Raw genomic sequence first — 20253 nt, 5'->3', positions numbered from 1 at the left:
CATGACAGAACGAATTAGGATTTGTTTAATAGGAACAGGCAGAGCAGGCATGATTCATGGAAGAAATTTCGCTGGCCGTATTAAAAATGCAGAATTGATTGCTTTGTGTGATCCCTCGAAGGAAAGTTTGGAGACCGCACAAAAGGAAGTGGCTTGTCCTTACCTGTATCAAGACTATCATGAGGCGTTGCAAAATCCTGCGATTGATGCCGTGGTGATCGTCACTCCGACGGTCTATCACAAAGAAATTGCGTTGGCAGCAGCTGCTGCTAAAAAACATATTTTTTGTGAAAAGCCATTAGCAATGGATGAATCAGAGTGTTTAGCGATGATCCAAGCAGCCGAAGAAAATCATGTGAAATTGCAGGTTGGGTTTATGCGCCGCTTTGACGCCAGCTTCCAGGAAGCAAAAAAAGTAGTCGATGCTGGCGTAATTGGTGATGTGGTTATGGTGAAATCCCTGACCCATGGTCCGAGTGAACCAAAACCGTGGATGTTTGATATTCATAAAAGTAATGGACCAATCGGCGAAGTAAACAGTCACGATTTTGATACCCTACGGTGGCTGACAGGCAGCGAGGTGACCAGCATCTATGCGAGTGGTGGGAATTATCGCTCACCAGAGGTAAGAAATGAGTTTCCAGATTATTACGATACAGTCGCCATGAATTTGCGTTTTGAAGATGGCAAACTAGGCTTGATTGATGGTGCTCAATATGTTCAATACGGGTATGATGCTCGGACTGAGATTTTGGGAACCAAAGGGAGTATTTTAGTGGGGGACCAAGGGAAGCACAATATTGTCGTCGCAACCAGCAACCAGCAACTGATTCGACCAACTATGCACAGCTGGATGTATTTGTTTCGAGAAGCTTATATTGCAGAGGATCAAGCGTTTGTTGATTGCATTCTGAAAGATACCGCGCCTCAATGCACGGGACATGATGGCTTGATGGCCGTTCGATTAGTTAACGCGGGGTTGACTTCGCTCTTAGAAAATAGAATTGTTGAGGTGGAAAGATAAATGAAAGCAATCCAATTATTGGGCAAAGAAAAGATTCAATTAACTGATATAACAAAACCGGAAATCACTGAAAAAGAAGTGTTGATAAAGGTGAAAGCCGCGTCCATTTGCGGAACCGATGTTCGAATGTATAAAAACGGGTATCCAACCGCAAGCGAGGCAACACCTTTGACATTAGGTCATGAAATCGCTGGCTGTATCGCTGAAGTTGGCTCTGCCGTTGATTTTTATCAGGAAGGAATGCGGGTAGCCATCGCACCAAACATGGGCTGTGGAATCTGTGATCAGTGTATCAGCGGCAACACTCATTTATGCGAAACCTATCAGGCTTTTGGGATCAATCTGCCAGGTGGTTTTGCAGAATACTTAGTCGTTCCAGAAAAAGCTGTCCGTCAAGGAAATATTACGTTGTTACCGGATGAATTGTCTTATGAAGAAGCGGCTTTGATTGAACCGTTTAGTTGTGTGTTTAATGGTCAAGAAATAGCGGGAAACAAACCGGGGGATACAGTTTTGATCATTGGTTCGGGACCGATTGGCATCATGCATGCGATGCTGGCACTTGCAAGAGGGGCTAGTAAAGTCATGATGAATGATTTATCAGAAGCTCGTTTGGCGGATGCTAAGGAAATAATTCCCGACTTGGTTCCATTGACCTCTGATGGATTGCAGGAAAAAGTTTTTGCTGAAACCAATGGTCAAGGGGTAGACCTGTGTATTATTGCCGCGCCGGCACCACAGGCACAAGAAGCAAGTTTCAGTTATATGGCGACAAACGGTCGCTGTCTCTTCTTTGGCGGCTTGCCAAAGGAGAAAGAGGAAGTCAAATTGAACACGAACATTCTTCATTACAAACAATTACGCGTTTTTGGTTGTACTCGTGCCAGCTTGGCAGGCTATCGAACATCCGCACAGCTAGTTGCTAGTGGCAGAATTCCGTTGAAAAAATTGATTACAAAATGTTACACAATCAATGAGTTTCCTCAGGCGCTTGAAAATGCTGTCAATGCAGTAGGTTTGAAAAATGTCATTGTCTTTGACGAATCATTTTAGTTTGATTGCTTCCATTTTCATTTTCTTTTATAATGAAACAAAACACAAAAAGGTGATAGAAGATGGATGATCAATTGTACGCAGAGGAAAGAAAACAATCAATCGTTAAAATAGTCAATGAAAAACATCGGATGCAAGTTGCTGAGCTGGCGGAACTTTTCAATGTGACGGGTTCAACGATCCGCAATGATTTGCGAGAACTTGAGAATGAGGGGTTAGTCACTCGAACCCACGGTGGCGTGATTAAACGTGAATTTCAACGAAGTGTTGAGACGATCCCCAAAAATCGGGCCTTTACCAATGAAAAATACCGCATCGCTGAACGTGCGGTCCGATTGATCGAAGAAAATGATATTTTGGCGATTGATACAGGAACATCTTGCCGTGCGTTTGCAGAAAAATTGATCAACAGCCCACTGAAGCATTTGACGATTTTGACCTATGATTTGGAGATTGCCTTATTGATAAGTGAGAAAACCAATTATCAAGTGCAAGTCATTGGCGGTACCATTCGAAATGGCTATCCCTATGTTTCAGGCAGTTCTGTGGCATTGGGATTAGCGGGTTTTTCCGTGGATAAAGTGATTCTAGGCACCACTTCTTTTGACAAGAATTATGGGCATTCAACTCCTAATTACGAAACGGCTGAAATGAAGAAAAGCTTGATCAATATTAGTCGGATCAAAATTGTTCTATGTGAATCCAACAAGATCAATCAGCGGAGTTTCAAGCAATTTGCTGCCCCAGATGAATGTGATTATTTGATTACAGATTCTCATATCACACAAGAGCAGAAAGCTGAACTGGATGGCTTGCGTGTCAACTTGTTGATTGCTTAGGAAAACATATCTAGATATCTGGGTAACGAATTTTGTGAAAGAGCCATCTAAGAGACAGGCCTGAAAGGGAACGAAACATTCCGCTATTCCCTTGAGAGCACGTTTATGTCTTAGTGGCCTTTCCAAACAATTCGATGATTCATTCCAGCAAAAACCACGTCCGAGTGTTTCTAGGACGTGGTTTTCTTTTGATCGGATAATTTTTCTAAAATTGTTTCGGCAACGGCTTGCGGAATGCCCGCTTGCTGGATCTCTGCCACGGAAGCTGCTTGAATGTTTTTCAACGATTTGAAGGTTTTCATCAGCTGTTGCTTACGTTTTGGTCCTAAACCAGGAATTTCATCCAATCTTGAAGAGAAACTGTTCTTGCTGCGCAATTGTCTGTGGAAAGTAATGGCAAACCGATGAACTTCATCTTGGATTCTTTGCAGCAAAAAGAATTCGACTGAATTTCGTTCGAGCTGAATCGGCTGCAGATCATCGCCAAACAGTAACTCACTGGTTTTATGTTTATTGTTTTTGACAAGACCAGCTACTGGAATATCTAATCCTAACTGGTTATGCAAGACATCTTGTGCGGCGCCTACTTGACCTTTCCCACCATCGATGACGATCAAGTCAGGAAATGGCAATTTCTCTTTTAAAACTCGCGAGTAGCGCCGGTAGATCACTTCCTGCATAGAACCATAATCATCACCGCCTTGTGCGGTTTTGATTTTGTATTTTCGGTAATCATCTTTTGAAGGCTTGCCGTCCACAAAGACGACCATTGCAGAAACTGGATCGGTTCCCATAATGTGAGAGTTGTCAAACGCCTCGATGCGATAAGGGGCCGAAATGCCCATGGCTTCACCTAATTTTTCCACCGCCCCGATGGTCCGTTCTTCTGTCCGCTCGATGAGAGCAAACTTCTGATCCAATGCGATTTGCGCGTTTTTATTGGCTAAGTCGACCAATTTTTTCTTGTCACCTCGTTGTGGCTGCAAGACTTTCGTTTTTAGCAGCACTTCTAGAGGTTCCCGTTCAATCGTTTGGGGGACAAAAATTTCTTTTGGGATGAAGTGCTCGTTCTTTTGGTAGAATTGACCGATGAATGTCAAAAAGTCTTCTTCCGCTTCGTTGTAAAAAGGAAACAAGGAGACTTCCCGCTCAATCAATTTTCCTTGGCGGATAAAGAACACTTGGACACACATCCAGCCTTTGTCCACACTGTAACCGAAGACGTCGCGATCAAGCAGATCGGTCAAAGTCATCTTTTGACGCGTCATAACGGTATCGATGGCTTGGATTTGATCGCGCAGTTCCGCAGCACGTTCAAATTCAAGGGATTCAATCGCTTCGCCCATTTTTTCTTTTAATTCTTTTTGGATCTCAACATGGCCATCGTGGAAAAAGTGTTTGACTTGATCAACGATTTTTCGGTATTCCTTGGGATCCATGTGATGAACGTAAGGACAGACGCACTGTCCCAAATGATAGTAGAGACAAGGGCGTTTTTGCGATGCACCACATTTGCGTAATGGAAACAAGCGGTCCAAGATCCGTTTTGTTTCATTCGCTGCTCGGGCATCCGGATAAGGACCGAAGTAAAGCGCACCATCTTTCAACACTTTGCGGGTGATGATCAATTTAGGATAGCGTTCATTCGTAACTTTGATAAATGGATAGGACTTATCGTCCTTCAACATAATATTGTATTTTGGTTTGTTTTTTTGAATGAGATTGATTTCTAACAAAAGCGCTTCAGTATTGGATTCAGTGACGACATATTCAAAGTCGGCGATCTCCTGAACTAAGCGTTCCGTTTTCGTGTCATGACTTCCTGTAAAATAGGAACGTACACGATTTTTTAAAATCTTCGCCTTACCTACATAGATGATCGTACCATTTTTGTCTTTCATCAAGTAACAACCAGGTTGATCGGGTAAGAGAGCTAATTTGTTTTTGATCTGTTCCTTCATTTCAGGGTCCTTTCTAGGTGGTCGTTCACATCTGTTTTACTTTATAGGGGAACGTCAGAGCCCCTATTATTCTATCACAAAATAATTAAGAAACAATGAATGAGTTTTTTTACCAAAAAAATCAGTTCAATCGTAAGAAAAGATTAAGAAGTTGCCTGATGGCATCAAGAGACACCGATTATTCCTCCTGCCATTGTCGGATAAAAGAAGCACAAGCAGCAAATTCTTTATAGGAATCGCGGGTCCGTTTGATCAAATAAAATTGGCGGCGATAACGCTCGCCTAAATCTTCATGGGGGACATCTCCAGCAGCTCGTGCAGAAATGATTGAACAGCCGAAGCCTTTCTTCAACAATGCAACGATCATCTCATTATTGGCGATTTGTAAAATAGGCGTCTGGATATTTTGCTCTTCTAGATAGCGTTTCATATAATAATAAACCCCAGAACTTTGTTCTCGCACGAGCCACGGTCCGACTGCCGGATCGCCAGCCAATACTAGCTGGTCACTCATCAATGGGTATCGCTCCACGGTAGCAGCGGATAAGGGCTTTTCAATGATCCCTAGGTCAAGCTCGTGTTGCTCTACCGCATGCAGGACAGCGGCAGAGTTCATCATCTCTACTTGAAATTGGATGTGGGGAAAGCGAGTGTATAAGCGCATCAGCAAATCCGGCAGCAAATAGATCGCAAAAGTATGGGAAACACCGATCCGGCATGGAACCAACTGTTGCGTACCTTGTTGGATCTCTTGATAGAGATGCTGCCAATCGTCCAATAAATTCAGCCCTCTTTGATAAAGCAGGTGAGCTTGTGGGGTTGCTGAAATGTTCATGCGGCCATTTCGAATGAAAAGTTGGGTGTTCAATTCTTCTTCTAATTGTTTGATATGGGCGGAGACGGTAGGTTGAGACACGAACAGCAACTCAGCGGCTTTCGAGAAATTCTGTGTTTCGTAAACGATTTTGAACGTTTCTAGTTTTTCCAGCAGTGTAATCACTTCCATTATAAAATCCTATTAAAACTATTATATCAATAAATGTTATAGATGAAAAATGCTGTGTATAATATAAGGCAGTATGAAAGGATGGACAAGAATGAATGTTGAAAAAATCAAACCCGTCAATCTGCAGCCATTTTTACCTGGCTTGTTGTTATCATTTATTGTAGCGGCTGTAGCGAAAGTCTTGGCTCTTTGGCTGCCGCAATTAGGAGGAGCGACTTTGGCGATTTTATTAGGGATCGTTCTAGGCAATACGTTCTTCAATCAAAAACAGTATGCGCAAGGAACGAAATTTGCAGAAAGTCGGCTTTTAGAATATTCGGTTGTATTGCTAGGATTTACTGTTACCTTTCAAACGATCAGTGAGATGGGGATTCGTGGTTTTGTTTTCATCGTATTGATGATGACGATCGTTATTACTGCGGCTTACTTGATTGGCAAGAAGTTGGGATTCAATCAAAAAATGAGTTTGATGATGGCAGGAGGCAATGCGGTCTGCGGTTCTTCTGCGATTGGCGCGATTGCACCAGCCATCCAAGCCGATGATGAAGAAAAAGGGCAGATCATCACACTCGTCAATTTGTTAGGAACAGTGATGATGTTGACTTTGCCGTTTCTTGGTCTGGCGTTGTTTGGTTCGGATGTTTTACAAAAAAGCGCACTGCTGGGAGGAACGCTACAATCCGTAGGGCAAGTCGTAGCGGGTGCCAGCTTACTTGATGCAGAGATTGTCAAATATGCCATGCTGTTTAAGATCGCTCGGATCATTTTATTGGTCGTGGTGGTTTTGATTTTCGAACGAATGGTGTCGCAACAAAATCAATCCGCATCCGTCGTAAAACAAAAACGATCGTTGCGTATTCCTTGGTATGTTTTAGGTTTTTTGCTGATTTGTATCTTGAACAGCTTTGTTGCATTGCCAAGTTGGTTGAATGATGCTGCACATTTCATCAGTACCTGGTTTGAGACCATCGCCCTTGCAGCGATCGGCTTGCGCTTAGACTTCCGTAAATTCATGAAAGAAGGACCTAAGTTCCTTTTCTATGGACTTTCAGTCGGTTTGGTTCAAACAATTGCAGCGCTCAGCTTGATCTGGTTGCTGAAAATCTAATACAGGATAAGAAAGAGGCTGGGACAGAAGTGTTAAACTCCGAGAAATAAGGAGGAATACACGGAAATTACTTTTCAAATTTGGGGGTATTTCGACTTATTTCCGAAAGAGTTGCTTCGGTTCTCACCGTTTAGACGTGTTTAGAGCGTGGAACAAAAGTGTTTTTTACTTTTGTTCCACGCTCTATTTTTGTTGAACGCTCTAAAGCATGGCTTGCAAACTTTTTTCAGCGATTTGTTCAATCGGTAGTAGACCGTACTCTTGGCTACTAAGCAAAAGAATCGGGGTGTGTGGTACGGCTTCTTGTAGTTCTTTTAATGCAAATTGAGCTTCAGGAGTCAGGAGGATCAAATCAGCAGCTGGCGCTTTTTCTGCGACTTTTGACAAGCTGTACATCTCTACCGCAATCGACTGCCTTTGAACAGTAAAATATTTCTGTAATTTTAACTGCAGACGTTGTGTTTGCAGTTCTCCCTCGGTTATCCAGCTACTGACACTAAAAATCATGATCTGTTTCTCAGATGAGGACAGCTTGTCTGTTTGGATAGTGGACGGAGTTGCTGGTACTTTTTCCATCGTTTTCCCTCTTTTCTTTTTTGAGAATAAGGAAGCAAAAAAAGTTGGTTTTGTATTGCCTAAAAGAGCATCGGTTGAAATATGGAACAACTGACTTAGCCTGACTAACATATCCAAATCCGGATAACTGATATTTCGCCCCCATTTAGAAATCGTTTGCGGCGTGACATTCAATTGATTAGCCACCTCTTTTTGGGTCATCCTTTTTGCTTTGCGCAACTTTTTGATATTTTCTCCAATCTCTACCATCAGAGTAGCCTCCTTTGATTGCTAGGTGCAAGAAATGAATCGTTGAATCAGGAAATAAAGAACGCAACGATTCGTTGAATTGCTGATATATTCGCATTTTTCGTCATTTGTAAGGGGAACTAGCTGATTAAAATGACATGAAAAATTTGTAGTCTAAACCGCTTTCTTCTGCTATGATAATCGAAAAAAGGAGAAAAGGAAATGGTGAGTTCTTGGGTTGAAGGCAAAGAAGGAGTAGCGGAGCATCTAGTCTATCTAAACAAAGAAGGCAAAGAGCTGCAGAAATTGTTGGCGGGAGAAAAGAACGCCATCATCCGTGGGGCAGCAGGGCGCAAATCTCCGTTAGGTGGACGCGCAAAAGTTGGCGACCGTGTCTACTTCGTGGAAACAGGTGGCGATCTTTTAGTTACTCATCGTGGCATGATTGAGAACGTGATTGAAACGGAGAAAATGACACCTGAAGAATCACAACAATTTGTTGAACAGCACCAATCAGAATTAAATTTATCCAAAAAACAAATGGAGCGTTGGGCAGGAAAGAAATTTTTGGCCATTTATCGAATTGCTGAACTGGAAGCGATTGAACCTTTTACGTATCAACGAGGGAAGAACATGGATGACTGGGTAATCACTTCTAGTATAGAAGAAATCAAGTAAGAGCCCATAATAAAGCGACCACCTAAAAGAACAGTCTTTTAGGTAGTCGCTTTTACTTTTGGGATAGTAGCAAGACTTCTGTTAAAGTTCTTCACCGTTCGTAGCGATGACCCGTTGATACCAAGCAAAGGAATCTTTTTTCAAGCGTTGCAGACTTCCGTTGCCAGCATTGTCTTTATCAACATAGATCATGCCGTAACGTTTTTCCATTTCTCCGCTGCCGAAACTGACGATGTCGATGATTCCCCAAGGAGTATAACCTAAGACGGGTACACCATCTTCTATTACTGCTTTCTCCAGTTGTTCGATGTGCTGACGTAAATAAGAGATACGGTAGGGATCATGGATCGTGTTTTCTTCTGTTAATTGATCATAGGCACCAAAGCCATTCTCTACGATAAAGAGCGGCAAGTCATAACGTTGATAGATCGTGTTTAAGACATAGCGAAGTCCTACGGGATCAATTGGCCATCCCCAATCCGTCGCGGTGATATAGGGATTACGGACGATTTTTGCGTGAGGGATATCGTCGGTCGGTTGGCCTTCGACAGTTTCCAATGTCGTGATCGTTCCTGACATATAATAGCTGAAACCAATATAATCAACAGTCCCTGCCTTTAGTAAAGCCTTCTCTTCCTCACTGATTTGGATTTTGATCCCTTTTTGCTGCCAGTAAGTTTGTGTATAGGTCGGAATCTTTCCTCTGACGTGGATGTCACTATAGAAGTAACGACGTTCATTGGCTTTGACCGAAGCCATCAAATCTTCTGGTGCACAGGAATAAGGATAGATTGGGACATAAGCCATCATACAGCCGATTTGAAAGTCTGGATTGATTTTTTTCCCTTCAATGACTGCCGCCGCACTAGCGATCAGTTCGTTGACACCCGCTTGAAAGACCAGTTCTTCTTTCTTGCTTTCTTCTTCGATGATCATGGCGGAGTTTGTCCAGACATGTAATGGTTCCTGTCCGTCTGCTTGATTATTGATTTCATTGAATGTCATCCAGTAGGTGACTTTATCTTTGTAGCGTTCAAAAACGCAGGTTGCGAATTTAACGAAGAGGGGAATCACGGCTTTATTGACAAAGCCACCGTAGGTTTCATAAATCGCATAAGGCATTTCAAAATGAGACAGTGTAATGATTGGTTCGATCCCATTGTTTAATAGTTCGTCAAAAAGGTCATCATAATATTGCAGGCCTGCTTCATTGGGCTCGTCCTCTTGGCCGGTTGGAAAAATACGGCTCCAGGAGATCGATGTACGCAGACACTTTAAGCCTAACGCTTTGAATAATTGAATATCTTCTTTGTAGCGGTGATAAAAGTCGATCGCTTCGTGATTAGGATAATACACATCTTCTTTGATGCCTCTCGTGATTTCACGAGGAATCCCGTTTCCTCCAGCAGTCATCACATCAGCAATACTCATGCCGCGTCCTGCGACATTCCAAGCCCCTTCTGCTTGATGGGCAGCAATTGCGCCACCCCATAGAAAATCTTTTGGCATTTTGCTGCTCATAATTCTTTCCTCCTAAAAAAGTTACGCTTCGATTTTTTGTGACCGGTTTGAAGCAATCACGAATGGCAAGTAGATCAATACGGAAATCGCCAGACAGACCACACCAACGATTGCAGCTACTGCATTTCCGCCAGTCCCTAGGAACAAGTTGATGATTCCCGGTGTGGTCCAAGGCACACCGATTGCTGGTGTCGGCATGATCGGCCAAATGACTGTTACAAAATAACCAACTAGAATATTGACCATTGGGGTCAATATAAAGGGAATGATCATAATCGGATTCAAGACGATCGGTAATCCGAAGATAATCGGTTCGTTGATCTGAAAGATTCCTGGAACAAGTGACATCTTAGCGATCTCCCGTTGTTCTGGTCGCTTCGAGGCGATGAAAATGGCAATGATCAGCCCTAACGTCATTCCCGTTCCGCCCATGTTAGCAAACATGTCGTTCAAAACGCCCCACGTTTCTTTGTAAGGTACATCCCACAAGGAACCGCCTTGATTGATGAAATCCAAGTTGGCTAAATCCTGTTCTGTAAAAATTGCTGAACGAACGGCATTCAATGTATTTGGTCCGTGAATCCCGATGGAGAAGAGCAGTGTTTGTAAGAAAGCTAAAATCAAGACACCAACGACATTTCCTCCTAAATCACGCAACGGACTTTGGATCCCTTTGTAGATCAATTCATTGATGCCCTCTGGCGCAATCATCAGTACTAGGAAGTTGATCAATGCGGTAACTGCTACGATGATCACGATAGGAATCATTCCAGAAAACGAACGGGAAACTGCCGGCGGTACCATATCGGGCATTTTGATCTGTAATCGTTTGACTTTGAATAGTTTCGGCAAGAATTCTCCTACCAGACAAGCAACGATCATGGCAACGAATAAGCCTTGTGCGCCTAAATATTGGGTGGAGATGGCATTGACACCGTCAACTGAGAAAGAAGTCGGATATAAAATCATAAACGCAGCTACACTTGTCAAACCAACTAGTGTCGCATCTGCATCAAAGTGTTTTGCTAGCAGTTGGGCAACCAGATAAGCAATGAATACGCTCATGATATTGATGGTTCCGTTAGCAACAGATGCCAGTACTTGCTGGGCACTTTCTAAATTGGGAAAGATTTTTGAGAGTTGAAATAATTGCACGATAAAACTATCGTTGGAAAATAAGATATTGTTGACCAAAATAACTAATGAAGAAGAAATCGTCAACGGGAAAATCAACATAAATGCATCACGAATCGCTGCGACGTGTCGCTGGTTATTCAATCTGGTGGCAATTGGTACCAAGGACCGGTCTAGTAGATCATTAAATTTTTGCATAACAGTAACACCTTTCTCTATTTGATGGACTTATTATAGCGAAAGGTTGCCCGAAAAAGTAAGCGCATTCGTTTTTAGAATCAAATTCTGTGAGGAAGAAATTTATTCCACAGTCGGAACAAGTGGTTACAAAAAACAGAAAGCAGCAAGACAAACGCTTGATTGCAGCCACTAGTCAGAAAACTGCTGCTGTAAAGCGAGTGTTCTGGCTAGGGCGTTCTTCGTTGTCTGGTACTTTCTGTGCTCGTTCATCATTGAGGGGTAGGTTCATCTTGTAAATAACCAATCAGTGTTTCCACGATGGCGATGGCTGGAAGCTGGCTAGTCAGATCGAGGAAGATGTCTTTGCGCTCTTCTTTGACTGCGTATTCGATCGAGTAGTCACATAAATGGGCAAGAGAACTCTCTTTATTTCTCGTAATACAATATTTTTGGGCAATCGCTTTATTAGCTAATCCAGTAATGACTTCGATCAATTCTTTTGTTTCACCAGAAACACTCAAGAAAACCAGAACGTTTTTTTGATCGGCTCGTAAGAAGCTGCGGATCGGGTAAGTCAATTCATCGATGCTGATGCAGAAGTAGCCGATATTTGCGAGCTTGCGGGCGACATACTGCGCAATTGCGCCAGACGCCCCCATCCCCATAAATAAAATACAGTCCGCATCTCGCAGTGTTTGCGCCATCTTCTTGATTTGGTATTCGACATCGGGATGGAAAATCGTCATGTTCAATCCACGGATGCGTTCTTCAAGGGATAACTGTTTTTGATGTTCTTCATAATGGACTTTTTCTAAATGGGTCTTGATATAAAAGCGAAATTCAGGAAAGGAATCGAATCCCACTTTTTGAACAAAACGAAAGACAGAAGTGGAAGAAACGTGGGCATCATCTGCAATATCCCGTACTCGCATATAAGGGACTTTTTCTAAATTATTGACAATAAAGCGATAGATCTCTTGTTCGACTGAAGACAATTTGTTTAAGTTCAAATGCTGAAAAACGGCCATAAATGTTCCTCGCTATCCCATAAGAGTATATGACGAGTATACCATGATTTAGCGAGTGAGTTGCTGATGAATCTGATAAACTGCGCCAATTAATCCGGCGTCATTTTGCAATTTGGCAGGCAGCACAGGAGCAATCGTTTTTCCCCGCAAATAGTTGATGGCAGCGTGCTGTGTTTCGACAGTTGTTAATGTCTGTTGCAGTCGTTCAAAGAAATATGGGTTGGCACTGATACCACCGCCAATCAAAATGGCTTCTGGATCGAAACAGCTGATCAAATTGATCAACCCGACGGACAAATCTGTCAGGAACTGTTGGGTCACTGTTTCTGCTAATGTTTCTCCCATCTGTGCGCGCTGAAAAATTTCTCGAGCATCTGTCGTCGCTTGAAATCCTGCCAGCTGACCGCCTTTTTGATTGTAGATCCGAACGAGCCCATCAACGACAGCAGCTTTACGATTGATCGAAACTTCCTCACTATTACCTGTAGAAGGCAAGGCGTCGATCACCATCCAGCCAAATTCTCCTGCCATGCCGTGGGCACCGCGATACACTTGATCATTGATTACGATCCCTCCGCCTACACCAGTTCCTAAGACGAGGCAAAGGTAGTTGGAGAAGGATTGGGCATTGCCGATCCATTTCTCTGCGATGGCGGCTGCATTGGCATCATTCTCGACAGAAACTGGCAAACCACAGCATTCTTCTAATGTGGTTTTGAAATTCTCGCCGTACAATGGTTTGATGGCGCCAGCTGTCAGCATCAAACCGTCTTTTTGCACGATGCCCGGCGCACTGATCCCAATCCCGGTGATCGGATAGCGACTTTTAGCTTCATTAATAATTGTGATTAAATCTTGATAGAAAGTCTGGGGATCGTAGTTTGTCGGAAGCATATTTTTTTCCAGAATTGCTCCTGTTTCATCAAGAACCCCGTATTTGATCGTTGTGCCGCCAATATCAAATCCTACATACATCGTTATTCCTACTTTCTTCTTTTAATCAGTGTCTTTTCTGCATTGTAGCATGGTACTTGCTGGAATATTTTTCTTTTCGACGGCCAGAAACAAGGGTGGCGTTTGCGTGCTAAGAAAACTGTCAATCAATGATTTCGGCTTTTCCATCTTCTGTTAGTTGCTGCAGGTGGGATAACATCTGTTGAATCACTTCTTCCGAATGCCGTTCCCATGCCCCTAATTCTGCGACGACTTTCAGCGGAGAGGCAGAACGGTAGGAACGGGTCGGATTACCAGGGAATCGCTTATCGGTCAAGTTCGGGTCATTTTCAAAAGGCCCAGTCGGTTCAACCAGATAAATTCTTTCTTGCCCAGTTCCTTTGGCTAATTCGGCTCCCCATTTGGCTGCATCCAATGTTGCGGTGAAGTAAATGTAGTTTGAGATCCGACCGGCTTCAAAGTTGGATTCTTTTTTTGGTTCCAGTAATTCGCCTAATTGTAATGATGCTTTGGTTCCGTGGAAAAAAGGTCCTCGGTCTAATGAATCGTTTGTGTGCTCCATTTGGTTCATCCTTTCTATCATTCATTGTTTTACTTAGCATACAAGAATCCCTCCAGATTGAAAAGCTGTTTGTCTAGTGGTGGAATGGTCACTATGTGATACAATTACCAGATTAATGTGGTAATCAGATATTATTTACTATTATGCGCTGATTCCCTAATATATAGTTAAGGAAGCGCTTCCTGGAGGTGGTCAAATGGATTTGAGTAAAAGAGAGAAAGTGTTGTTGCAATTGCTGCTGACACAAAAAGAGTTCAGACCAGCCGCTTTTTTTCAAGAACAGCTCTATGTTTCTTTAAAAACAGTCTATACAGATTTGGCGAGTCTGGAAGAAAAAATCAAGCCTTACGGGTTGACCATTGCTCGTTTGCCTAGAAGAGGGGTCAAGCTTGAAGGGAATCCCACTGCAAGGGAAAAAGGCTACAAACTCATCGTTACTGAGGGTAAAACCGTTGACGAATATTCTCCTGAATATCGTAAATTGTTTATCTTTGCAAATTATTTCTTCTCGAAAAAGCCAATGCATTACCAAGAATTTGCAGAATATTTCTACGTTAGTTATCAGTCGATCAAAAAAGATGTGGATGAATTATTCGCTTTTTGTCAGAAGAAAAAAGTTCGTGCGTCAATGTCTGCAAAAGGGTTGAAGCTAGAGGAGGAAGAATCTGTTCAACAAGCAACTTTCAAATCTTTTCTTGAAAAACATACAGATTCTGCAAGATTGGATCACTCTGCCATTCAGACATTGTTTGATCCGAAGATCGTTACCTTGACTACAGCACTGATTTCAGAAATATCCTTAACACTTGGTCGCCAACTCAATAGTTATTTTGTGGAATCCTTGACGGTATCGTTGGAAATTTTTCTTTCACGGATTTGTCTAGGAAGACATTTGGAACAGCAAGAGAATTTGGGATTTGAAAAATTAAAACAGATGAAACTGTATATGGTTGCTGTTTCCTTTGCAGAACGGATTGAAAGTGAACTAGCTGTTTCCCTAGCAGAGACAGATATCCAATACATTTGTTCATTGCTTTTAGCTCATGGAATTGAGCCGTATATGCAGATTACGGAAAAAAGAGAAGCCAACGTGATCGAAACAACGGAAGAAATGATCGAGAAGATGTCCCGTTTGCTAGATACTGATTTGACACAAGATAACTTATTGTTGCAAGCACTGCTTTCGCATATTGTCCCTATGATCCATCGTCTGAAAAATGGCATGTTAGTCAAAAATCCTTTGTTGCGATTGATCAAGAAGCAATACTCGACCATGTTTACATTAACGAAATATGCGATTGGCGGATTAGAAAAAAACTTTGCACTCTTCTTGACAGAAGATGAAGTGTCATTTCTAACGATTCATTTTCAACTCGCTTTTGAAAAAATCAAAGTCACAAAGCATGTGCTGATCGTTTGCAGCTCTGGATTAGCCACTTCTGAGCTGATCTTTAACCGGATCAAACAAACGATTTCTGCTACGACAGTTTTAGAGATCATCAGTGCAGAGAAATTAGCCAGTACATCACTAGAATTAGTGGATTTGATCATTTCAACTGTTCCGTTGGATGAAGTGTCACCCCCTGTTCTCTATGTTTCACCATTACCGACAACTGAAGAAATTGCCATGATTTCGGCAAATCTTTCAAACCTGAATGAAAATGAAAAGAAACTGCATTCATCCAAATACCAATCATCAGAGCTATTGCAGAAATATCTAGATCCGGCATTTTTGTACATTAACCAACCGTTTAACACCAAAAAAGACGTCTTAGATTTTCTTGCAGAGAGTTATTTGAGCCATCATTTAGTCACCAACGATTTTAAGCAGTCACTTTATGCACGAGAAGAATTAGGCAGTACCGGATTAAAGACAGGCGTAGCGATTCCGCATGCCGATCCGCAGACTGTCAAAACAACAAAACTAGCATTTGTTACACTACCTAAAGCCATAAAATGGGGAGATACGGAAGTTCAATTAGTCGTTCTCTTGGCAATCGCTGAAAAAAATATGTCAGAAGCAAAAGAATTGATTGCATCTATTTACGATTTATTCAACTCTCCTGAAGAAATACGATGGGTGGTTAGCAGTAAAAATCGAGAAGAACTTTATCGTAAACTTGTAAAAGGAGGGACCCCGAATGTTTTTTGACCAGCAAATTGCTTTATTAAACAAAGAAGTAGAATCTAAAGAAGCAGCATTTCGGCTACTTACAGAGGAATTTTTAAAGAATGAATGTGTGACAGAGGCGTATCTTGACAACGTGATTAAAAGAGAGGCGGTTTTTCCAACCGGTCTGATGATCAATGGGATTGGTGTGGCGATTCCTCATACAGATAGTCAGTATGTCAAGAGATCGCAAGTTGGCTTTCTTTCATTGACAGATCCATTGCCATTCATTGAAATGGGAACAAGGGACAAAGAAATTTCAGTTTCATTAATCTTTATGTTGGCATTAAAGGAGCCGCACGAACAATTACAAATGCTGCAAAACTTGATCGAAATGTTTCAAAAAAATGGTGTGTTGGAAAAGTTAAGAGACATCCATGATGTTGAGGAATATCGGATGATTTTGCAACAGTATGGATTGGAATAAGGAGGGAATATCATGTTAAATGCGTTACAGTGGTTTGTTGATTTAGGGTCAATCGTTGTACTCCCGATTTTGATATTTATTTTTGGTCTTATTCTGGGAACGAAACCAGGCAAGGCTTTCACATCTGCTTTAACAGTTGGTGTCGGTTTTGTGGGCTTGAATCTAGTGATCGACCTGTTAAGCAATAGCTTAGGACCAGCAGCGCAACAGATGGTTGAGCGATTTGGCTTGAATCTGACGACGATTGATGTTGGCTGGCCGGCAGCAGCTGCGATTTCCTATGGGACGATTCTAGGAAGTTTGGCAATTCCGATCGGTGTTGTGTTAAATGTTGTTTTGATTATTTTTGGTCTGACGAAAACATTGAATGTCGATATTTGGAATATTTGGCATGCGGCGTTCATTTCTTCGTTGGTCTATGCTTTGACTGGCAACTTTGCCATGGGGATCGCTGCAACCGTCATCTATCTAATGATGATTCTTTTGATGGGAGATATTTTAGGACCGATCATTAATAAATTCTATGGTTTCCCGAATATCACTTTCCCACATGGTACCGCTGCTCCAGGATTTGTTTTCGCTTTACCGATGAACTGGTTATTCGATCGTATTCCGGGATTGCGAGACTGGAAAGCTGACCCGGAATCGATTCAAAAACGTTTTGGTGTTTTTGGGGACTCGACAGTTATGGGCTTTCTGATTGGCTTGATCATCGGAATTCTCGCTGGCTATGATGTGGCAGGCACTGGCCAATTAGCAGTTAAAACCGGCGCAGTGATGGTCATTATGCCAAAAATGGTTGCTCTATTAATGGAAGGGCTTACACCTATATCTGAGTCTGCCAATGACTTTGTGAAGAAACGTTTCCCTGGAAGAGAGCTTTACATTGGGATGGATGCGGCGCTTTCTGTCGGACATCCAGCAGTATTGTCTTCGTCATTATTACTCGTACCAATTACGATACTTTTAGCGGTTGTTTTGCCAGGAAATACGACATTGCCTTTTGGAGATTTAGCAACGATTCCGTTTCTTGTCTGTTTGATGGCAGCAGTATTTGGCGGAAATATTATCCGGACGGTTATCGCAGGGACAATTTATATGACCAGTATTTTGTATATCACTTCTTGGGTTGCCCCATTAGTAACAACAGCTGCTAAGTCTGCCAATTTTGACTTACAAGGAAATTCAACGATCACAGCTCTAGCTGAAGGCGGACTATGGACCACCTGGCTTTATGTCGGTTTGACAAAAGTATTGAGCTGGGGCGGATTAGCGATCATCGGTGCGATTGTTGTCATCGGTTTGATCTATGTTAACAAGGTGTTACCTAAAAAACAAAGCGTCAAGTAGGAGGAAGAACAATGAAAAAATTATTGATCATGTGTGGAACCGGAGTAGCGACATCAACGATCGTAACCAATAAAGTCAAAGAATGGCTCAAAGAAAAAGAACTGACGAATGAAGTCAAATTGTATCAATCCAAAGTCGCGGATGAAATGAACAAGATCGACGATTACGACATTGTTGTGAGTACCACGGTAGTCCCTGATTCCATCAAAGACAAAGTCATCATGGGATTGCCTTTATTGACAGGGATCGGTACCGAAGAAATGTATGCAGAAATCGAAAAGAAAATCAGAGAATAAAGGAGTCTTGCAAAATGCTTGTTACCACAAAAGAAATGTTTGACCATGCAGAGGAATTCAACTATGCCATTCCCGCAGCCAACTTTTTTGATCTAGACAGTGCCCGCACCTATGTTGAAACGGCTGCTAGGCTAGGGTGTCCATTGATCTTGGCTTTTGCCCAATCACATATGGATATGCTGAGTTTGGAAGAAGCAGCCCTGATTGGGAAGTATTTGGCTGAAAAAAGCGCCTTCCCCGTAGCGTTGCATTTGGATCATGGTCAAGATGAGGAAGTCATCAAAGAAGCGATTCGTTTAGGCTTCACTTCTGTCATGATCGATGCGTCAGAAGACCCGCTTGAAGAAAATATCCGCCGCTCCAAAGCGATCGCCGATTATGCCCATCAATATGGGGTGGTCGTAGAGGCAGAAATTGGGCATGTCGGCTCTGGCGGCAGTTTGGAAGCAACGGGGCTTTCTGATTCGATTTATACCGACTTCCATGAAGCAGTAAGATTTGCTGAACAAACGAATGTTGATTCGTTAGCCGTTTCGATCGGCACAGCCCATGGGCATTACCGAGGAACGCCTAAAATCAACTTTGATGTACTAAGTGAGATCCATCAAGCCATTACTATTCCGTTAGTCTTACATGGCGGTTCTTCTTCTGGTGATGAAAATCTTGAAAAATGTGCACAAGGCGGGATCCGAAAAATCAACATCTTTACAGATTTCGTTACAGCCGCAATGACCAAGATTCAAGAACAGCAGCCTGCTGACTACTTTGAACTAAAGAAAGCAGCGAATCAAGGAATGGCAGATACGCTAGCACATTACTATCATGTTTTTCATACAAAAACTTGTTAGGAGGATAAGCATGAGGAAAAAGCAGTTACGAGCACCCTTTTTTGTAGTCAATCCCAAAGCCTATTTATACGGAAAAGAATCCTTGGCACTGGCAAAAGCCGCCGATCAATTAGCGGAAAAATATGACGTTGATATCTTGTTCACGGTGCAGCACGCAGATGCCGCAACGATCAAACAAGCTACGAATCATTTGTTCATTACGGTTCAACACATCGATGGCATGACTGTTGGACGGGGAATGGGCTACGTCTTACCTGAATCAGTAGCAAATGTCGGCGTAGCAGCGACATTTCTCAATCATGCAGAACACCCAATGACATTAGATGAACTCGCAAAAGCGATTAATCGGGCAGATGAGTTGGGGCTCATCACGATTGCTTGCGCGAATTCACTGCAAGAAGCTAAAGCAGTGGCAGCTCTGCAGCCTGACATTATGGTTTGTGAACCAACTGAATTGATTGGTACCGGTCAAACGAGCGACGTTTCTTATATGGAAGAAACCAATCAAGCCATCCGTGCCATCAACAAAGAAATCAAGATTTTACAAGCGGCTGGTATTTCGACCGCAGACGATGTGGCAAAAGCACTGCAATCAGGAGCCGACGGAACGGGTGGCACCAGTGGTATCGTCTGCGCGCCAGATCCGCAGAACGTTTTGACAGAAATGATCAAAAAAGTTGCTGAGCTAAGAGATGAGGGGATTAAAAGATGAAATTCGCGAAAGAACAGCTAACATTGACATCAAATGGCAATCGGGTATCTTATCATAATATTACGCAAGAAGTGAAGGACTTTGTAGAGAGAAGCCAAATCAAAAACGGCATCTGTTTAGTCCAATCCCCACACACAACTTGTTCCGTCATTTTCGAGGAATTCATGCATGATACGGATTTTAATGGGGATGAATTTTTACAAGTTGATCTGAATCGCATTTTGGATAAACTAGTGCCTAGAGAACTCTCGGAAAATACAAATTATCGTTACCCTGGACCGAAACATTTGGAATTTCTGATGAGCCTAGATGATCCTAACTATCCGACAGATCCAGCAACGATTTTAAATGGCGATGCCCATATCCGTTCTTCGTTTTTCGGGGCGAGTGAAAGTTTTATTTTACATGAAGGAAAGCTTGAAATTGGTTCTGTAGGGTATATTTATTTCGTGGATTTTGACCAAAACCGAGTTAGGAATCGAACCTGCCATCTTATGTTGATGGGTGAATAAAGCAACTGCTAGTGGCAACTGGGGCAGCAGTATTCTGCAAGGACATGGGGAAAGTCGAACGCTTGAGCCGAAATGCGTTATAATCA

20 protein-coding genes are annotated in these 20253 nt (G+C 42.4%); 12 read left to right on the top strand and 8 right to left on the bottom strand.

Annotation, left to right across the window (positions count from 1 at the left end; genetic code table 11):
• Position 1: 1 nt before the first annotated feature.
• From FE005_RS03535 to FE005_RS03525, 3 genes are all read left to right on the top strand, one after another.
• A complete protein-coding gene (locus FE005_RS03535; RefSeq protein WP_138371327.1) occupies positions 2–1024 on the top strand; it encodes a Gfo/Idh/MocA family oxidoreductase in 1023 nt (340 codons plus the stop codon).
• Positions 1025–2077 carry an alcohol dehydrogenase catalytic domain-containing protein gene (locus FE005_RS03530; RefSeq protein ID WP_081131088.1) on the top strand — a complete coding sequence of 351 codons (1053 nt, stop codon included), beginning with the start codon at positions 1025–1027 and terminating at the stop codon, positions 2075–2077.
• Between the two features lie 62 nt (positions 2078–2139).
• Positions 2140–2916 (top strand): DeoR/GlpR family DNA-binding transcription regulator, encoded by a 777-nt coding sequence (locus FE005_RS03525; RefSeq protein WP_081131087.1) that lies wholly within the window; start codon positions 2140–2142, stop codon positions 2914–2916.
• Between the two features lie 170 nt (positions 2917–3086).
• Here FE005_RS03525 and uvrC read toward each other — a convergent pair whose 3' ends face one another.
• Positions 3087–4877 carry an excinuclease ABC subunit UvrC gene (gene uvrC / locus FE005_RS03520; protein ID WP_138371326.1) on the bottom strand — a complete coding sequence of 597 codons (1791 nt, stop codon included), beginning with the start codon at positions 4875–4877 and terminating at the stop codon, positions 3087–3089.
• 178 nt (positions 4878–5055) lie between these two features.
• A complete protein-coding gene (locus FE005_RS03515; RefSeq protein WP_103300451.1) occupies positions 5056–5883 on the bottom strand; it encodes a LysR family transcriptional regulator in 828 nt (275 codons plus the stop codon).
• Between the two features lie 91 nt (positions 5884–5974).
• Between FE005_RS03515 and FE005_RS03510 the strand changes: the two genes are divergently transcribed.
• Positions 5975–6991, top strand: coding sequence for a YeiH family protein (locus tag FE005_RS03510; protein WP_005469953.1), 1017 nt, complete (start codon positions 5975–5977; stop codon positions 6989–6991).
• Between the two features lie 201 nt (positions 6992–7192).
• Here FE005_RS03510 and FE005_RS03505 read toward each other — a convergent pair whose 3' ends face one another.
• On the bottom strand, positions 7193–7816 hold the full coding sequence (locus FE005_RS03505) for a helix-turn-helix domain-containing protein (RefSeq protein WP_138371325.1): 624 nt from the start codon (positions 7814–7816) through the stop codon (positions 7193–7195).
• Between the two features lie 201 nt (positions 7817–8017).
• Between FE005_RS03505 and FE005_RS03500 the strand changes: the two genes are divergently transcribed.
• Positions 8018–8473: a hypothetical protein gene (locus FE005_RS03500; protein ID WP_021150666.1), complete on the top strand. Its 456-nt coding sequence runs from the start codon at positions 8018–8020 to the stop codon at positions 8471–8473.
• Positions 8474–8554: 81 nt separating this feature from the next.
• Here FE005_RS03500 and FE005_RS03495 read toward each other — a convergent pair whose 3' ends face one another.
• The 5 genes from FE005_RS03495 to arr form a co-directional block, all read right to left on the bottom strand.
• The gene (locus FE005_RS03495; RefSeq protein ID WP_138371324.1) at positions 8555–9994 is read right to left on the bottom strand and encodes a 6-phospho-beta-glucosidase; all 1440 of its coding nucleotides are present in this window, start codon (positions 9992–9994) and stop codon (positions 8555–8557) included.
• Between the two features lie 21 nt (positions 9995–10015).
• Positions 10016–11326: a PTS sugar transporter subunit IIC gene (locus FE005_RS03490; RefSeq protein ID WP_003127899.1), complete on the bottom strand. Its 1311-nt coding sequence runs from the start codon at positions 11324–11326 to the stop codon at positions 10016–10018.
• 251 nt (positions 11327–11577) lie between these two features.
• The gene (locus FE005_RS03485) at positions 11578–12336 is read right to left on the bottom strand and encodes a MurR/RpiR family transcriptional regulator (RefSeq protein WP_003127900.1); all 759 of its coding nucleotides are present in this window, start codon (positions 12334–12336) and stop codon (positions 11578–11580) included.
• A 48-nt stretch (positions 12337–12384) separates the two neighbouring features.
• Positions 12385–13311 (bottom strand): ROK family protein, encoded by a 927-nt coding sequence (locus FE005_RS03480; protein WP_138371323.1) that lies wholly within the window; start codon positions 13309–13311, stop codon positions 12385–12387.
• A gap of 121 nt (positions 13312–13432) precedes the next feature.
• The gene (gene arr / locus FE005_RS03475; RefSeq protein ID WP_071870181.1) at positions 13433–13873 is read right to left on the bottom strand and encodes an NAD(+)--rifampin ADP-ribosyltransferase; all 441 of its coding nucleotides are present in this window, start codon (positions 13871–13873) and stop codon (positions 13433–13435) included.
• Between the two features lie 175 nt (positions 13874–14048).
• Between arr and FE005_RS03470 the strand changes: the two genes are divergently transcribed.
• Genes FE005_RS03470 through FE005_RS03440 form a run of 7 tightly spaced genes read left to right on the top strand, consistent with a single transcriptional unit; the run spans position 14049 to position 20167 of the window.
• Positions 14049–16004, top strand: coding sequence for a transcription antiterminator (locus FE005_RS03470; RefSeq protein ID WP_138371322.1), 1956 nt, complete (start codon positions 14049–14051; stop codon positions 16002–16004).
• A complete protein-coding gene (locus FE005_RS03465) occupies positions 15994–16449 on the top strand; it encodes a PTS sugar transporter subunit IIA (RefSeq protein WP_003127904.1) in 456 nt (151 codons plus the stop codon). The genes FE005_RS03470 and FE005_RS03465 overlap by 11 nt, the downstream gene beginning before the upstream one ends.
• A 12-nt stretch (positions 16450–16461) precedes the next feature.
• Positions 16462–17799 carry a PTS galactitol transporter subunit IIC gene (locus FE005_RS03460; protein ID WP_081131080.1) on the top strand — a complete coding sequence of 446 codons (1338 nt, stop codon included), beginning with the start codon at positions 16462–16464 and terminating at the stop codon, positions 17797–17799.
• Positions 17800–17810: 11 nt separating this feature from the next.
• Positions 17811–18095 carry a PTS sugar transporter subunit IIB gene (locus FE005_RS03455; protein ID WP_003127907.1) on the top strand — a complete coding sequence of 95 codons (285 nt, stop codon included), beginning with the start codon at positions 17811–17813 and terminating at the stop codon, positions 18093–18095.
• A 14-nt stretch (positions 18096–18109) separates the two neighbouring features.
• Complete coding sequence (locus tag FE005_RS03450; protein WP_003127908.1) at positions 18110–18943, top strand: class II fructose-bisphosphate aldolase; 834 nt, start codon at positions 18110–18112, stop codon at positions 18941–18943.
• Between the two features lie 10 nt (positions 18944–18953).
• Positions 18954–19655 carry a triose-phosphate isomerase gene (locus tag FE005_RS03445; protein WP_003127909.1) on the top strand — a complete coding sequence of 234 codons (702 nt, stop codon included), beginning with the start codon at positions 18954–18956 and terminating at the stop codon, positions 19653–19655.
• Entirely contained in the window at positions 19652–20167 is a 516-nt protein-coding gene (locus FE005_RS03440) for a YjbQ family protein (RefSeq protein WP_003127911.1), read from the top strand. The genes FE005_RS03445 and FE005_RS03440 overlap by 4 nt, the downstream gene beginning before the upstream one ends.
• Positions 20168–20253 lie beyond the last annotated feature (86 nt).

The sequence above is a fragment of the Enterococcus sp. M190262 genome (assembly GCF_005843965.1).
GTDB lineage: Bacteria > Bacillota > Bacilli > Lactobacillales > Enterococcaceae > Enterococcus_D > Enterococcus_D gallinarum.
This window is presented reverse-complemented; position numbering and strand designations above follow the sequence as displayed.